This window comes from Pectobacterium aroidearum (genome assembly GCF_015689195.1).
Taxonomy (GTDB): domain Bacteria; phylum Pseudomonadota; class Gammaproteobacteria; order Enterobacterales; family Enterobacteriaceae; genus Pectobacterium; species Pectobacterium aroidearum.
Genome location: NZ_CP065044.1, coordinates 4,125,693 through 4,140,066, shown reverse-complemented (window position 1 = coordinate 4,140,066; position 14,374 = coordinate 4,125,693). Strand labels below are relative to the sequence as shown.

Annotated in this window: 12 protein-coding genes and 1 tRNA gene; 10 read left to right on the top strand and 3 right to left on the bottom strand. The window is 51.6% G+C overall.

Annotated features, from left to right (window positions below; all coding sequences use genetic code 11):
• The first annotated feature begins 2 nt into the window (after positions 1 to 2).
• From recJ to I2D83_RS18405, 6 genes are all read left to right on the top strand, one after another.
• Positions 3 to 1,763 carry a single-stranded-DNA-specific exonuclease RecJ gene (recJ, locus tag I2D83_RS18430; protein ID WP_205947071.1) on the top strand — a complete coding sequence of 587 codons (1,761 nt, stop codon included), beginning with the start codon at positions 3 to 5 and terminating at the stop codon, positions 1,761 to 1,763.
• Positions 1,764 to 1,877: 114 nt separating this feature from the next.
• A protein-coding gene (prfB, locus tag I2D83_RS18425) for a peptide chain release factor 2 (RefSeq protein WP_012773350.1) occupies positions 1,878 to 2,976 on the top strand; the annotation gives its coding sequence in 2 pieces (ribosomal slippage) (positions 1,878 to 1,952 and positions 1,954 to 2,976; 1,098 coding nt in all).
• 8 nt (positions 2,977 to 2,984) lie between these two features.
• Positions 2,985 to 4,502: a lysine--tRNA ligase gene (gene lysS, locus I2D83_RS18420; RefSeq protein WP_180777501.1), complete on the top strand. Its 1,518-nt coding sequence runs from the start codon at positions 2,985 to 2,987 to the stop codon at positions 4,500 to 4,502.
• A gap of 288 nt (positions 4,503 to 4,790) precedes the next feature.
• Positions 4,791 to 5,546: an AraC family transcriptional regulator gene (locus I2D83_RS18415; RefSeq protein ID WP_205947070.1), complete on the top strand. Its 756-nt coding sequence runs from the start codon at positions 4,791 to 4,793 to the stop codon at positions 5,544 to 5,546.
• A gap of 62 nt (positions 5,547 to 5,608) precedes the next feature.
• Complete coding sequence (locus tag I2D83_RS18410; RefSeq protein WP_205947069.1) at positions 5,609 to 6,292, top strand: LysE family translocator; 684 nt, start codon at positions 5,609 to 5,611, stop codon at positions 6,290 to 6,292.
• 81 nt (positions 6,293 to 6,373) lie between these two features.
• Positions 6,374 to 6,447: transfer RNA gene (locus I2D83_RS18405), tRNA-Gly, on the top strand.
• A gap of 157 nt (positions 6,448 to 6,604) precedes the next feature.
• Here the strand turns inward: I2D83_RS18405 and I2D83_RS18400 are convergent.
• Positions 6,605 to 6,943 carry a cupin domain-containing protein gene (locus I2D83_RS18400; protein ID WP_180777503.1) on the bottom strand — a complete coding sequence of 113 codons (339 nt, stop codon included), beginning with the start codon at positions 6,941 to 6,943 and terminating at the stop codon, positions 6,605 to 6,607.
• 123 nt (positions 6,944 to 7,066) lie between these two features.
• On the opposite strand from I2D83_RS18400, the gene I2D83_RS18395 reads away from it, so the two are divergent.
• Positions 7,067 to 7,459 carry a YybH family protein gene (locus I2D83_RS18395; protein ID WP_205947068.1) on the top strand — a complete coding sequence of 131 codons (393 nt, stop codon included), beginning with the start codon at positions 7,067 to 7,069 and terminating at the stop codon, positions 7,457 to 7,459.
• Between the two features lie 91 nt (positions 7,460 to 7,550).
• Here the strand turns inward: I2D83_RS18395 and I2D83_RS18390 are convergent, their stop codons facing one another.
• Positions 7,551 to 8,618 (bottom strand): DUF1176 domain-containing protein, encoded by a 1,068-nt coding sequence (locus I2D83_RS18390; protein ID WP_205947067.1) that lies wholly within the window; start codon positions 8,616 to 8,618, stop codon positions 7,551 to 7,553.
• Between the two features lie 376 nt (positions 8,619 to 8,994).
• Between I2D83_RS18390 and lpxP the strand changes: the two genes are divergently transcribed.
• Positions 8,995 to 9,918, top strand: coding sequence for a kdo(2)-lipid IV(A) palmitoleoyltransferase (gene lpxP, locus I2D83_RS18385; RefSeq protein WP_012773357.1), 924 nt, complete (start codon positions 8,995 to 8,997; stop codon positions 9,916 to 9,918).
• A 255-nt stretch (positions 9,919 to 10,173) separates the two neighbouring features.
• Here the strand turns inward: lpxP and I2D83_RS18380 are convergent, their stop codons facing one another.
• Positions 10,174 to 10,578: a hypothetical protein gene (locus I2D83_RS18380; RefSeq protein WP_182101053.1), complete on the bottom strand. Its 405-nt coding sequence runs from the start codon at positions 10,576 to 10,578 to the stop codon at positions 10,174 to 10,176.
• Positions 10,579 to 10,820: 242 nt separating this feature from the next.
• Between I2D83_RS18380 and I2D83_RS18375 the strand changes: the two genes are divergently transcribed.
• Both I2D83_RS18375 and I2D83_RS18370 read left to right on the top strand, forming a co-directional pair.
• Positions 10,821 to 12,176 (top strand): NCS2 family permease, encoded by a 1,356-nt coding sequence (locus I2D83_RS18375; RefSeq protein WP_012773362.1) that lies wholly within the window; start codon positions 10,821 to 10,823, stop codon positions 12,174 to 12,176.
• Between the two features lie 279 nt (positions 12,177 to 12,455).
• A complete protein-coding gene (locus tag I2D83_RS18370; RefSeq protein WP_012773363.1) occupies positions 12,456 to 14,102 on the top strand; it encodes a Na+/H+ antiporter in 1,647 nt (548 codons plus the stop codon).
• Positions 14,103 to 14,374 lie beyond the last annotated feature (272 nt).

Here is a 14,374-nt window from a genome sequence, read left to right as displayed (position 1 = left end):
ACGTGGATATGATTACCCAACTCCGTCGGCGTCCGCTGGCGGAGGACATTGATTTACCTGACACCCTTCCGCCTTTGCTGCGTCGCCTCTATGCGCAGCGTGGCGTTAAAGCGGCTCAGGAGCTGGAACGTAGCCTGAGTGGTTTACTCAATTACCGGTTACTAAGTGGAATTGATAACGCGGTCGACCTGCTGCAAAAAATGCTGGCTGAGAAGCGCTGTATTGTCATCGTTGGCGATTTTGATGCCGACGGCGCTACCAGCACTGCGCTTACTGTATTAGCGCTGCGCAGCATGGGCTGCGTGAACGTGAAATATCTGGTGCCTAACCGTTTTGAAGACGGTTACGGGCTCAGTCCGGAAGTCGTGGCGCAGGCTGCTGCACTAGGTGCAGAAGTGATTGTGACCGTGGATAACGGAATCTCTTCTCACGCGGGCGTCGAGGATGCGCATCGCCGTGGTATCACCGTGCTGGTGACCGATCACCACCTGCCGGGCGAAATATTGCCTGACGCCGACGCCATGATTAACCCCAATCTGCCTGACTGCCAGTTTCCCTCTAAGGCGCTGGCGGGCGTAGGTGTCGCGTTTTATCTGATGATGGCGCTGTTCGTGCGCCTGCGTGATAGTGACTGGTTTACGCAACCCTTGTTTACGCAACAGGGGCTGGTGAAACCGAATCTCACCGAATTACTGGATTTGGTGGCGCTGGGCACGGTCGCAGACGTCGTACCGCTGGATGCCAATAACCGAATTCTGGTGGCGCAGGGGCTGAACCGCATTCGTGCGGGCGAATGTCGTCCGGGTATTCGGGCGCTGCTGGAAGTGGCGAACCGCGATGCCAGCCAACTGGTCTCCAGCGATTTAGGCTTTGCGTTAGGCCCACGGCTGAACGCCGCCGGTCGACTACACGACATGAAGATCGGCGTCGAATTACTGCTCAGCGATGACATCGTACAAGCGCGCATCCTTGCCAACGAACTGAATGACATGAATCAGGACAGGCGGGACATTGAGCAGGGAATGCAGGCAGAAGCGCTGCATCTGTGCGAATCGCTGGAACGCACCCGTACTGAGTTACCATACGGGCTGGCGATGTACCACCCGGAGTGGCATCAGGGCGTTGTCGGTATTCTGGCGTCGCGTATTAAAGAGCGTTTTCATCGCCCGGTGATTGCCTTTGCGCCTGCGGGCGACGGCATGCTGAAAGGGTCAGGGCGCTCCATTGCGGGTTTGCATCTGCGCGATGCGCTGGAACGGCTGGATACGCTGTATCCCGGTATGATGGAAAAATTCGGCGGACATGCGATGGCGGCAGGATTATCTCTGCACGAAGATCGGTTCGAGGATTTCCGTCAGCGCTTCGGCGAGCTGGTTGGCGAATGGCTCGATCCGTCTCAACTGGAAGGCGTCGTCTGGTCCGACGGTGAACTGGTACTGCCGGAACTGGATCTGCTCTCAACAGCAGAAATGCTGCGTTATGCGGGGCCGTGGGGCCAGTCATTCCCTGAGCCGACATTTGATGGGCGCTTTCGGATTCTGCAACCCCGTCTACTCAAAGAACGTCATTTAAAAGCGATGTTTGAACCGGTCGGCACGACAGGGCAGGTGCCGTTGTTGGATGGCATCGCGTTTAATGTTGATACCAGCATCTGGCCGGATCCGAGTATCAAAGAAGTGGAAATCGTGTACCGGCTGGATATTAACGAGTTTCGCGGTAAACGTTCGGTGCAATTGTTGATTCAACATCTGTGGCCGCGCTAGCCGTGTGAACTGAATACCGCGGGCAGAAAGTCTATAAAATGGGCCTTTTATCCGCTAGAATGGCGGGTTACACCATTCCGTTGTCAACGACTTAACGTAAGAATATAAAAAATCATGTTTGAAATTAATCCGGTAAAAAACCGCATTCAGGATCTGTCTGAACGTAGTGCCGTTCTTAGGGGGTATCTTTGACTATGATGCCAAGAAAGAACGCCTCGAAGAAGTAAACGCCGAACTGGAGCAGCCTGATGTCTGGAATGAGCCTGAACGTGCTCAGGCATTGGGAAAAGAGCGCTCCTCGCTGGAAGCCATCGTAGATACCATCGATCAACTGACTCAGGGTCTGGAAGATGTAGCCGGTCTGCTTGAGCTCGCGGTGGAAGAAGACGACGAAGATACGTTCAATGACACCACGGTAGAACTGGACGCGCTGGAAAATAAATTAGGCCAGCTCGAATTCCGTCGCATGTTCTCCGGCCAGTACGACAGTGCGGATTGTTACCTGGATATTCAGGCAGGTTCTGGCGGTACGGAAGCGCAGGACTGGGCCAGCATGCTGGTGCGTATGTACCTGCGTTGGGCGGAAGCCAAAGGGTTTAAAACCGAAATTATTGAAGAGTCAGACGGTGACGTGGCTGGTACGAAATCCGCCACCATCAAGATCATCGGTGACTATGCATTTGGCTGGCTGCGCACCGAAACCGGCGTGCACCGTCTGGTACGTAAGAGCCCGTTCGATTCCGGCGGCCGCCGCCATACCTCATTTAGCTCCGCGTTCGTTTACCCGGAAGTTGAGGACGATATCGATATCGAAATCAATCCGGCAGACCTGCGTATTGACGTTTACCGCGCATCCGGTGCGGGTGGTCAGCACGTTAACCGGACAGAATCTGCGGTGCGTATTACCCACATGCCTACCGGTATTGTCACGCAGTGTCAGAACGATCGTTCTCAGCATAAAAACAAAGATCAGGCGATGAAACAGCTGAAAGCCAAGCTGTACGAGTTTGAGATGCAAAAGAAAAATGCTGAGAAACAGGCGATGGAAGACAACAAATCTGATATCGGCTGGGGCAGCCAGATTCGTTCCTATGTTCTGGATGATTCGCGCATCAAAGACTTACGTACCGGAGTGGAAACACGTAACACTCAGGCCGTACTGGATGGCGATCTGGACAAATTTATTGAAGCAAGTTTAAAAGCGGGGTTATAAGAATTCACATGGCTGAATCACAATCACAGGGTGCCGATCAGGCGCAGGATCTGAATAACGAATTAAAAACGCGTCGTGAGAAGCTGGTGGCGCTGCGTGAAACCGGGATCGCATTCCCGAATGATTTCCGCCGTGACAGCACGTCCGATCGTCTGCACGCTGAGTTCGATGGCAAAGAGAACGAAGAGCTGGAAGAACTGGGCGTTGAAGTGACCGTAGCGGGCCGTATGATGACCCGTCGCATCATGGGTAAAGCTTCTTTTGTGACCTTGCAGGACGTCGGTGGCCGTATTCAGCTGTATGTTTCCCGCGACGATCTGGCGGAAGGCATCTATAACGAGCAGTTCAAGAAGTGGGATCTGGGCGATATTCTGGGCGCGCGCGGTAAGCTGTTCAAAACCAAAACCGGCGAACTGTCCATCCACTGCACCGAACTGCGTCTGCTGACTAAAGCGCTGCGTCCGCTGCCGGATAAATTCCACGGCCTTGCCGATCAGGAAACCCGCTATCGCCAGCGCTATCTGGATCTGATCGCTAACGACGAATCTCGCAATACCTTCCGTATTCGTTCCAAAGTGATGGCGGCGATCCGTAGCTTTATGGTCGATCACGGCTTCATGGAAGTTGAAACGCCGATGATGCAGGTGATCCCAGGCGGTGCATCTGCCCGTCCGTTCATCACGCACCATAACGCGCTGGACATCGATATGTACCTGCGTATTGCGCCGGAACTGTACCTGAAGCGTCTGGTCGTTGGTGGATTTGAACGCGTGTTCGAAATCAACCGTAACTTCCGTAACGAAGGCGTTTCCCCACGTCACAACCCTGAATTCACCATGATGGAACTTTATATGGCGTATGCCGATTATAAAGACCTGATTGTGTTGACGGAAAACCTGTTCCGTACGCTGACGCAGGACGTGCTGGGCTCGACGACGGTGCAATACGGTGACCAGACATTCGACTTCGGTAAGCCGTTCGAGAAGCTGACGATGCGTGAAGCGATCTGCAAATACCGTCCTGAAACCAACGTCGCCGATCTGGACGATCTGGAGAAAGCGACTGCGATCGCTCAATCTCTGGGGATCAAGATCGAGAAAAGCTGGGGTCTGGGCCGTATCGTTACCGAGATCTTCGAAGAGACGGCAGAAAGCAGCCTGATCCAACCGACCTTCATCACCGAATATCCAGCTGAAGTGTCGCCGTTGGCGCGTCGTAACGATCAGAACCCAGAAATCACCGATCGCTTTGAGTTCTTCATCGGCGGCCGTGAAATCGGTAACGGCTTCTCCGAGCTGAATGATGCCGAAGATCAGGCAGAGCGTTTTGCTCAGCAGGTGAATGCGAAAGACGCGGGCGATGACGAAGCGATGTTCTATGACGAAGACTACGTGACGGCGCTGGAACACGGCCTGCCGCCGACTGCGGGTCTGGGTATCGGTATCGACCGTATGGTGATGTTGTTCACTAACAGCCACACCATCCGCGACGTGATCCTGTTCCCGGCGATGCGTCCACAGAAGTAAGCAGCTGAGCGTAAAAAGCCAGCCTGATATTGTTGTCATACTTTATTGAACCGGTGCAACTGCACCGGTTTTTTTATTATCGATAATGCCAAATATTAGGGAAAACACGGGGATGAGATTCCCGTTGGGACATCTCTCACCGTGGTATCCCCGTTTATCTCGATCTCACCTCGATAGTCTCTTCACTTATCCCGTTTTATCTCCGCATTCTTGCCGTCATTCTGTGATTGTCGCCCAACGGGGGAAGATGATATTTTCAGGCATTCATTCACTGCCGGAACACCCATCATGATGACGTACCGCGATGCCTGGTTCGAACTGGCGCTGTTAACCAACGGCCGCAGTTTTCCACGACATACGCACGATGAGTTCGTCATCAGTGCCAATCTCAGCGGGTTGGAAACGGTCTGGCTGGATGGAGAAACCTTTGTTGCCACCAACGATATGGTGACAACCTACAATCCCAACCAACTGCAAGGCAGCGAGAACGCGTTTGACCGCTGGCAGTGCGCATCGCTGTACGTTCACCCGCAGGCGTTTGAGCATTATTTCCACCAAACCTTTCGATTCTCACGGGGCTGGAATCCGTCGCCGCAATTGGCAGCCGAGTTAAAACAGCTGGTCATCTCTGATTTGGACGACAGCACGCGTCAGGAACGCATTATCCTGCTGCTCGCGGGGTTGATGGAAAACCAGCATCACGAGCCATTTCAAAGTCAGGTTAAAGAAGCAGAGCGGATCACGCGGATCAAAGATGGATTGCTGAGCGATCTCAGTGATGTTCCCACGCTCGACCAGCTTGCGCAGCAGGAGAATCTGTCGGTCGCTCATCTGGTACGCTCGTTTAATCAGGCGGTTGGGTTGCCGCCGCTGGCATGGCTGATGCAGCGGCGCATGTGTAAAGCGCGGGAACTGCTGCGGCAGGGGACTGCGATTAGTCAGGTCGCGGGCGATGTCGGGTTTGCCGATCAGGCGCATTTCACGAAAGCCTTCAACCGCTATAACGCCATGACACCGGGGCAGTTCCGCCGTATCAATTTTTGACAATACAGCGTTTCCCTTGGGCTCTAGACTCGCGTTATTGCTTATTGTTTGAAGGGAATGCCATGCTGTTGGTTGTGTTTACGGGGATGCTGCTATCCCTGTCGCTGTGTCTCGATTTGGGGATGGTCAATACCGCGATTATTAACCGTGGGCTGCGGTATGGGCCGCGCTCGGCATTTTATATCGGGCTGGGATCCTGTTTCGGCGATCTATTTTATGCCACGCTGTCGGTACTGGGTCTGGCGGTCGTCTTTAATCTGACGCCCGTGCGCTGGGTGCTGTGGATTGGCGGCGGGCTGATTCTGATCTGGATGACGTTCAGTATGGCGCGCGCAGCATGGCGTGACTATCAGGTTAAACGCTTCGCCGACCTTTCTGCGACAGCGAATGGGGCGGATTTTACTGCGCCACCTGCCCGCTATACCGAGTTTTTCAGCGGCGTCGGCATGGCGCTGGCGTCACCAACGGCGTTGCTGTGGTTTGCGGCGATTGGCGGCACTATCATCGCGCAGTCTACCGATGGCTCAGCTTTCATGATCAGCCTGTTTCTGCTGGGCTTTTTCTTGGGCGGCGTGCTGTGGACATTCTTCCTCGCCGCATTGGTGAAGTACGGTCAGCGGCTGCTGAAAGAGCGTATCTCATTCTATTGCAGCCTGATTTCCACGCTGTTATTTGCCTACTTTGCCTGGCACGTTATTTCCAGCGGCTATGAGACGCTGTTTCTGCCGCTCTCCACGGCTGAATAACCGGCTAAAATATCAACATGTTGCCGGGTTTTTTACTTGCTCGGCAACGGCACAGCGCTATAATGCCATTCGCTTCTGTGTGCGAGTGTAGTTCAATGGTAGAACGGCAGCTTCCCAAGCTGCATACGAGGGTTCGATTCCCTTCACTCGCTCCAATTACACTTCTCTCAACGTCCACCCAAGTCCAACAAATCCAGTAATCACAAGATTTACCGCTATTTTTCAGTCATTCGGGAAAAACGCGGCTAGCGAAATTTATACCTCAGAATGTATAGGACATGATGTCACGCTACATCCTATATGCTGAATGACCTATAGAAGGTCGATACGGTCTCCCCGAGTCGTCGGGTGTGAGACGACAATGAAATCAACATCATCATCTGATTCATTTTTGGCCTGATGTTTTGCACTGGGAGGAATCTCAAGACCTTGATGTTCAGTGATTATGTGTGCTTCTCCTTCTAATTCAATCGTTAGGGTACCAGCAAGCACAAAGAAGAACTGTCTTGATTCTGAGTGATAATGACGTTTTTCCTTAGCTCCTGATGGCATCCTTTCATGAATGATACTCATATCCTGTCTTTTGACGAGATACCATCCATCACAGTTATCGCCCCAGACGTAGTGCTCTGCGTTATCCTTCGAAATCATTGAGTAACCTCCTTTTTGTATGCATTAACGTTGTTATGACGTGGTAATTATATTATTAGCAGCAGATGGATAGGTCTTTTTCAAACCAGAATATTCTATGTCACTTTACTGAGGTCAACGCTTATGAAGCCACATCCGATACGCGAAATTATTGAGGCCTGCGATAAAGCAATATCTGAGCGAGATTTTGATGCTCTGATGCGTTATTACGCCGAGGATGCCGCACTTGTTATCAAGCCAGGCATGGTTGCAAGAGGCAAAGATGACATAAGAAAAGCATTTATCGCTATTGCCGATTATTTTAAAAATCAATTAGTTGTTGAACAAGGCAATATGCAGGTCATCGAGGGCGGTGGAGACGCTTTAGTTATCATGGAAACCGTTCTGCATTATCCAGATGAGCAGGGCAGTATTGTCACAACCACCCGGCGAGCTACCTATGTGTTCAGGAAAGACGCTGATGGGAACTGGCTTTGCACCGTTGATAACTCCTATGGAACAACGCTGCTTGACTGATTTTGTTTAGTCAATTCAGGCGTGGTTTTATTCTTCCGCGACAGCTTTTCCCATGATTGAATTTGAGGTCATAGCATGACCTCAATTCCTTTCATTTACCCGGCTGCACCACGGTTGTCGTCCAACTGGGTAAATCCCAGGTGCCGCCAAGTTGAATCATGCGGCATGAACCTGTGGTCGATACACTGCTTTGCTGGAATGTTTTGCCATCCCATGTCCAGGATTCATAGCTCATGCAGTCCGCGAGTCCGCGTCCTTTATGTGCAGAGGTAATTTCACCATTTTCGTAATCTGTGCCATCTGTCGTCACGAGCTGTGGCTGAGTCTGCATGGCGTTATCGATGATCCAGTAGGCGTAGCCTTCGTTGTAAGCCGCGCGCCAACAAAGGGTGCTGAGCAGAGACAGGCTGTCATTTAGTGGAGTGAGCTCAATAGGCTCCGCTTTTTGGTCATCTTGCGGTAGCAATCTATCGCAGTCGCTATTTAGCGTTTTAAGCAGTTTTTTCTGGATAGCCGACTGTTCTGCGTCTGTCAGATTTCGCGATGGCACCTGTTTAGTGACTGCTGCGTAGATAACAGGGGTTGGTACGGCAGGTAACGCACTGCTTTTATTTCCTTTTTTGGTGATGGCGTCTGTTGTACCAATGCGACCTTGTTTCTCATCCATTTTTAACAGTACGGCGTAGGCACCGGCCCCGGACAGTTCGGAAACGGCACCATTGTGACGAAAAGCTACTTTCCCGCTTCCTTTTAGAGCCTGCAATACGACGGGAATTTGTTTCTCATTTAGCTGCCAGAGATTGTCTCTGGTCGGGGTGAGCAGGCCTTTATCCACGCCATCAATGGTTAGCGTGAGTGTGGTGCCTTTAGGAATCGCTTGGTATACCTCAGCGAGCATGACGTCTGCCGTTATTGGCGTATTTTGCCCGGCATGACGTGTGAGAAGCAGTGAAATTCCAGGAACATCTTGCTCTTCCCCCGCGTACTGCTCTTCGGATGAGTAGCCGGCTGCTCGGCACGTCAGCGTGTTATCACAGACCACTTCCCAGTCTTTATGAGAGAAAGAACTATCGGTGAATGTTGTGGCAAACGCCAGGGCCGGGATACTCGCGATGAGAGCGGCTAGTATAGGGAGGCGGGAAGGGAGAGAAATCGTCATTTTCCATCAAATCCTTGATTATCTTATTATTTGTCATCGACGCTGTCTTAACGCCAGGGAGCGAATCGCTTTTTTGATATATGCCAAGATGTTAACGTTAGACTACGCGATATTGCGAATATTTCTTATCCGACCACTCCTTTATTAAGAATGAATCGGGTATGATTCTTCTGCCGTCAACCGTTCATCGGTTGCTCAACATCCCCTCTGTGTTATCAGCATGTTCATCCTGCTTTTTAACCTCATGCGTGATAACGGTCAGAACTAGTTTTCCACACAGCTGAAACGATTCCTATAAATAAGTGTCATGATAGATGTAGCGCGATGAGTACGACTCTTTATGCGGTACGCTGTTAATCACTTAAAGACGAGTATCATGAAAATTAAGCAAACTTTTACCAGGGCATTACTCCACCCACGCTATTGGACGACTTGGTTCGGCCTTGGCGTGCTGTTTTTATTAGTTCAACTTCCTTATCCGCTGCTGATGAAAATCGGGAGCAATGCGGGTCGCTTGTCCCGCGTTTTTCTTAAACGTCGGGTGTCGATTGCCAGACGTAACCTTGAATTATGCTTCCCTACGATCTCCGACGACGAAAAGGAAGCGATGATCGACAGCAACTTTGCGTCGCTTGGAATGGCATTGGTCGAAACGGGCATGGCCTGGTTCTGGTCCGATCGTCGCGTGCGTCACTGGTTTGATGTTTCGGGACTGGAGCATTTACATCAGGCTACAGCAAAAGGCCAGGGCGTGATGGTGATTGGTATTCACTTTATGTCGCTGGAACTGGGCGGCAGGGCGATGGGGCTATGTCGGCCGATGATGGCGATGTACCGTCCGCACAATAATAAAGCGATGGAAATGGTGCAAACCTGGGGACGTTCTCGTTCGAACAAGGCGATGATCGACCGTAAAGATCTGCGTGGCATGGTGCAAGCACTGAAACGCGGAGAAGCCGTTTGGTTCGCGCCCGATCAGGATTACGGCCCTAAAGGCAGCGTGTTTGCCCCGTTCTTTGCAGTGAAAAATGCGGCGACAACCAGCGGCACGTACACGATCAGTCGTCTGGCAAAACCGGCGATGATGACGACGGTGCTGATTCGTAAGCCTGATGCCTCTGGCTATCAGCTGGTGATTCAGCCCGAATTACAGGATTACCCTTATCATGATGAACAGGCTGCGGCGTGTTATATGAATAAGGTGATTGAGAAAGAAATCATGCGTGCGCCTGAGCAGTATCTCTGGCTGCACCGTCGCTTTAAAACGCGCCCGGCTGGGGAAGTGTCGCTCTACGCCTGATGGCATCAGCACGTGTGATATCTGATGGCGCTTCTGCGCCATCGCTGTATTGGTGATGGCAGAATTCGTTACGTATCGTGTAAAACAAAAATGGCCGCCGGATGGCAGCCATTTTATGGTGGTTAACGTACTGAGTACGATTAACGGAAGATAGCGTGGGGGTTAACACCGCGATAGGTTTTGCCCAACGCTTTTAATATTTGATTGATTTTGCGGACAACGCGCATCTTTTTTATCCCCACGATTCTTAAATAATTATTGGTTGAAAGTACCAAAGTTGATGTTGATGTTTTCAAACATAGCGATGATTTTGTTCAGCAGTTTCATGGTCATTTCCTCATTGTTAGTTGATTGTTTTTCTGTGATGCTGTTCACGTTTTTAAGAATACTCGCACTGATACGGGTGGTCAACTTTTTTGTGATGAGAATCACAAAAAAATGAACGATCAGTTTGTGAGGAGTAAACCGCTGTTTTGATTTCCGTCTAAAAACCGTTTCTGCTTTTTCTTCATACTGACGCGTTTTCAGCGAGTTGCCCGATTGAACGTTAGGTGTACTGGCTGAAGGCGTCCTTATCGGACAGATTAAGTAAGATAGGTAAATTGTCTCGATTAGCAGTTGAAATACGCGCGGGTGAAGCGGGATAATCGTGCGCTTCACATTGCCAGACGCCGTTTTATCCAGCTCGTTTTAGTACCGCCTGTTTTGATACAGCAATGTCTTTATACGGTAATGTTTTGATACAACAACGTTTTCCGGTTTTGCATTCAGCGAGTTAATCGTTTGCGGGCGGAGCCATACGGTTCATGATGCGCCAGTGATGTGGGTGCATTCGCGGAGCAAGGCTGCGGGAACCGGTCAAATTGATCTTAAATAATAATGGCATTTCAGGGGATACCACCATGTCAAACACCACCCGTCAGGCAGGCTCGCAGGGCACGCTTGATGCTTTTTTCAAAATTACACAGCGCGGCAGTAATGTGCGTCAGGAAGTGTTAGCTGGCCTGACGACGTTTCTGGCGATGGTTTACTCGGTGATTGTGGTGCCGAGTATGCTGGGCAAGGCCGGCTTCCCGCCTGCGGCCGTATTTGTTGCAACCTGTCTGGTTGCCGGTCTGGGATCGCTGTTGATGGGGTTGTGGGCTAATCTGCCAATGGCGATTGGTTGTGCGATTTCACTGACGGCGTTTACCGCATTCAGTCTGGTGCTGGGGCAGCAAATCAGCATTCCTGTGGCGTTGGGTGCGATCTTCCTGATGGGCGTTCTGTTTACCATCATTTCCGTCACTGGCATCCGTTCTTGGATTTTGCGTAACCTGCCGATGGGCGTGGCGCACGGAACGGGGATTGGTATTGGCCTGTTTCTGCTGATTATTGCCGCTAACGGTGTGGGCTTGGTGGTAAAAAACCCGATTGATGGCTTGCCGGTCGCACTGGGCAATTTCACTTCTTTCCCTGTCGTTATGTCCCTGCTGGGGCTGGCGGCGACCATCGGTTTAGAGAAGCGTCGCGTACCGGGCGGTATCCTGCTGGTTATCATCGCGATCTCTATTCTGGGGCTGATTTTTGACCCGAATGTAAAATTCTCTGGCTTCTTTGCGTTGCCGAGCCTGACGGCGGCTGACGGTTCGTCGCTGATCTTCAGTCTGGATATCATGGGTGCATTGCAGCCGATGGTTCTGCCGAGCGTACTGGCGCTGGTGATGACAGCGGTGTTCGATGCTACCGGTACGATCCGTGCCGTAGCCGGACAGGCGAATCTGTTGGATAAAGACGGACAAATCATCAACGGTGGTAAGGCACTGACCGCAGACTCCGTGAGCAGTATTTTCTCCAGTCTGGTCGGAACATCACCGGCAGCGGTCTACATCGAATCCGCAGCGGGTACGGCGGCGGGGGGCAAAACTGGCCTAACGGCAACCGTAGTGGGTGTGCTGTTCCTGTTGCTGCTGTTTGTCTCTCCGTTAGCGTATCTGGTGCCTGGCTATGCCACAGCGCCCGCGCTGATGTATGTCGGCCTGCTGATGTTGGGCAACGTTTCCAAACTGAACTTTGATGACTTTGTGGACGCGATGTCCGGTCTGGTATGTGCCGTATTCATCGTACTGACCTGTAACATCGTGACCGGTATTATGCTGGGCTTTGGCGCGCTGGTATTAGGCCGTATCTGCGCTGGCGAATGGCGTAAACTGAACATTGGTACCGTTATTATCGCTGTCGCGTTGGTGGTGTTCTACGCTGGCGGCTGGGCGCTGTAATCCCTTCTAACAGACCTTCTGGCGCCGTTCAGAAGGTCTGTTATTCCTCGTCTTTCCTTCCTCTTTTCCTTCTCTATTATTTCTCACGCCAAACGCGATTTTATGTGCCCTTTTATTGGCTTTGGGTTGATGTCACTTGTGTGATAATCAATCTTGTTATTAATCTAAATTTCGGCCAAAAATCCATTTTCATACCGGACTAAATGCGTTAAATATGGAAGGGGTGTTTGCTCGCTAACAGGCAGAATTTTTTGATTTAGGAGTACGTCTAAGGAAAGCATGGAAATATTTTTTACGATTCTTATTTTGACCCTGGTTGTATCCCTGTCCGGGGTAGTTACCCGCATTTTACCTTTTCAAATTCCCCTGCCTTTAATGCAAATCGCGCTGGGTGCCATCCTGGCCTGGCCTCAGTTCGGTTTGCACGTTGATTTCAATCCCGAGCTGTTTATGGTGCTTTTCATTCCGCCTCTGCTGTTTGCCGACGGCTGGAAAACGCCTACGCGTGAGTTTCTGAGACACGGTCGGGAAATTATTGGTTTGGCGCTGGTTCTGGTACTGATTACCGTGGTGGGCATCGGCTATTTCATCTACTGGATGGTGCCGGGCATGCCGCTGATTGCGGCCTTCGCGCTGGCTGCTGTGTTGTCACCAACGGATGCCGTCGCACTCTCTGGCATCGTGGGTGAAGATCGTATTCCGAAAAAACTGATGGGCATTTTGCAGGGCGAAGCGTTGATGAACGATGCGTCCGGTCTGGTGTCGCTAAAATTTGCCGTTGCGATTGCGATGGGTACGATGGTGTTTACGGTTTCCGGTGCCACACTGGAGTTCATGCAGGTGGCGCTGGGCGGGCTGCTGGCGGGCGTCGGCGTGACCTGGATATTCGGTAAATCGCTGCGCATTATCAGCCGCTGGAGCGGTGACGATGCTGCGACGCAGATCGTGCTGCTGCTGCTGTTGCCTTTCGCGTCGTATCTGATTGCGGAACACATTGGTGTGTCGGGTATTCTGGCTGCGGTGGCGGCGGGGATGACGATCGGTCAATCGGGCGTCATCCGTAGCGCACCACTGGCGATGCGGCTGCGTGCAAACGGCGTGTGGTCGATGCTGGAATTCGTGTTTAACGGCATGGTATTCATCATGCTGGGTCTGCAATTGCCTGACATTCTGGAAACTTCGGTGACGCAGGCGGAATTGGACCCAACGGTTGAAACCTGGATGTTGTTTACCGATATCGCGATCATCTACGGTGCTCTGCTGCTGCTGCGTTTCTGCTGGCTGTGGGTGATGAAAAGATACAGCATGCACATCCAGAAAAAGCGCCCGATGATCTTCGCCGAGTTTTCTACGCGCGAACTGTGGATCGCGTCCTTTGCCGGTGTGCGAGGGGCGATTACGCTGGCGGGTGTGCTGTCTATTCCGCTGCTGCTGACTGATGGCACCGCGTTCCCGTCACGTTATCAGTTAGTGTTTATCGCCACGGGCGTCATTCTGTTTTCTCTGCTGTGCGGCGTGCTGGCCTTGCCATTTCTACTGCGCGGTGTGGTGGTGGCGGATAAAGCCGCACACGCCAAAGAAATCCGCATGGCACGTATGGCGGTGGCAGAAGTGGCGATAAAAAGTATGCACAAAATGGAGGAGCGTCTGGCGGCCGATCGAGAGGAAAACATTGATGAGCAGGTGCTGAAAGAAGTCAGCGCGCGCGTCATCGGTAACTTACGCCGAAGGCTAATCGATAAAGACGATCCTGAAAACGGCCTGCTGATCGAGAATCTGGAGCGGCGTTTCCGTTTGACCGCGCTGAACTCCGAACGTGCGGAGCTGTATCACCTGCGTGCCACGCAGCAGATAAGCAATGAGACGTTGCAAAAAATGCTGCGCGATCTCGATCTGATGGAAGCGCTTCTGATCGAAAATGAGTAAAACGCGGTGAGGCGATCCCCGTTACCGCGTTGATTTCTTTCTTTTCTCTTTTCTTCCTCTGCATCCCCATGGCGTAAGTGATGGGGATGTTTTTTATGCGTCCAGTCTAAGAACGACGTCAGGCGATTGTAAACTGCTTGTCACTAAATGATAATGATTGTTATTATCCGTAGGACTTTTCTCATAGGTGAAAAGTAGAGCAGTAAAAAGCAGAAAAGTAAAAAACCAGAAGCACAAAACGGCCCGCACGGTATCAACATCGTGTGGGGTGA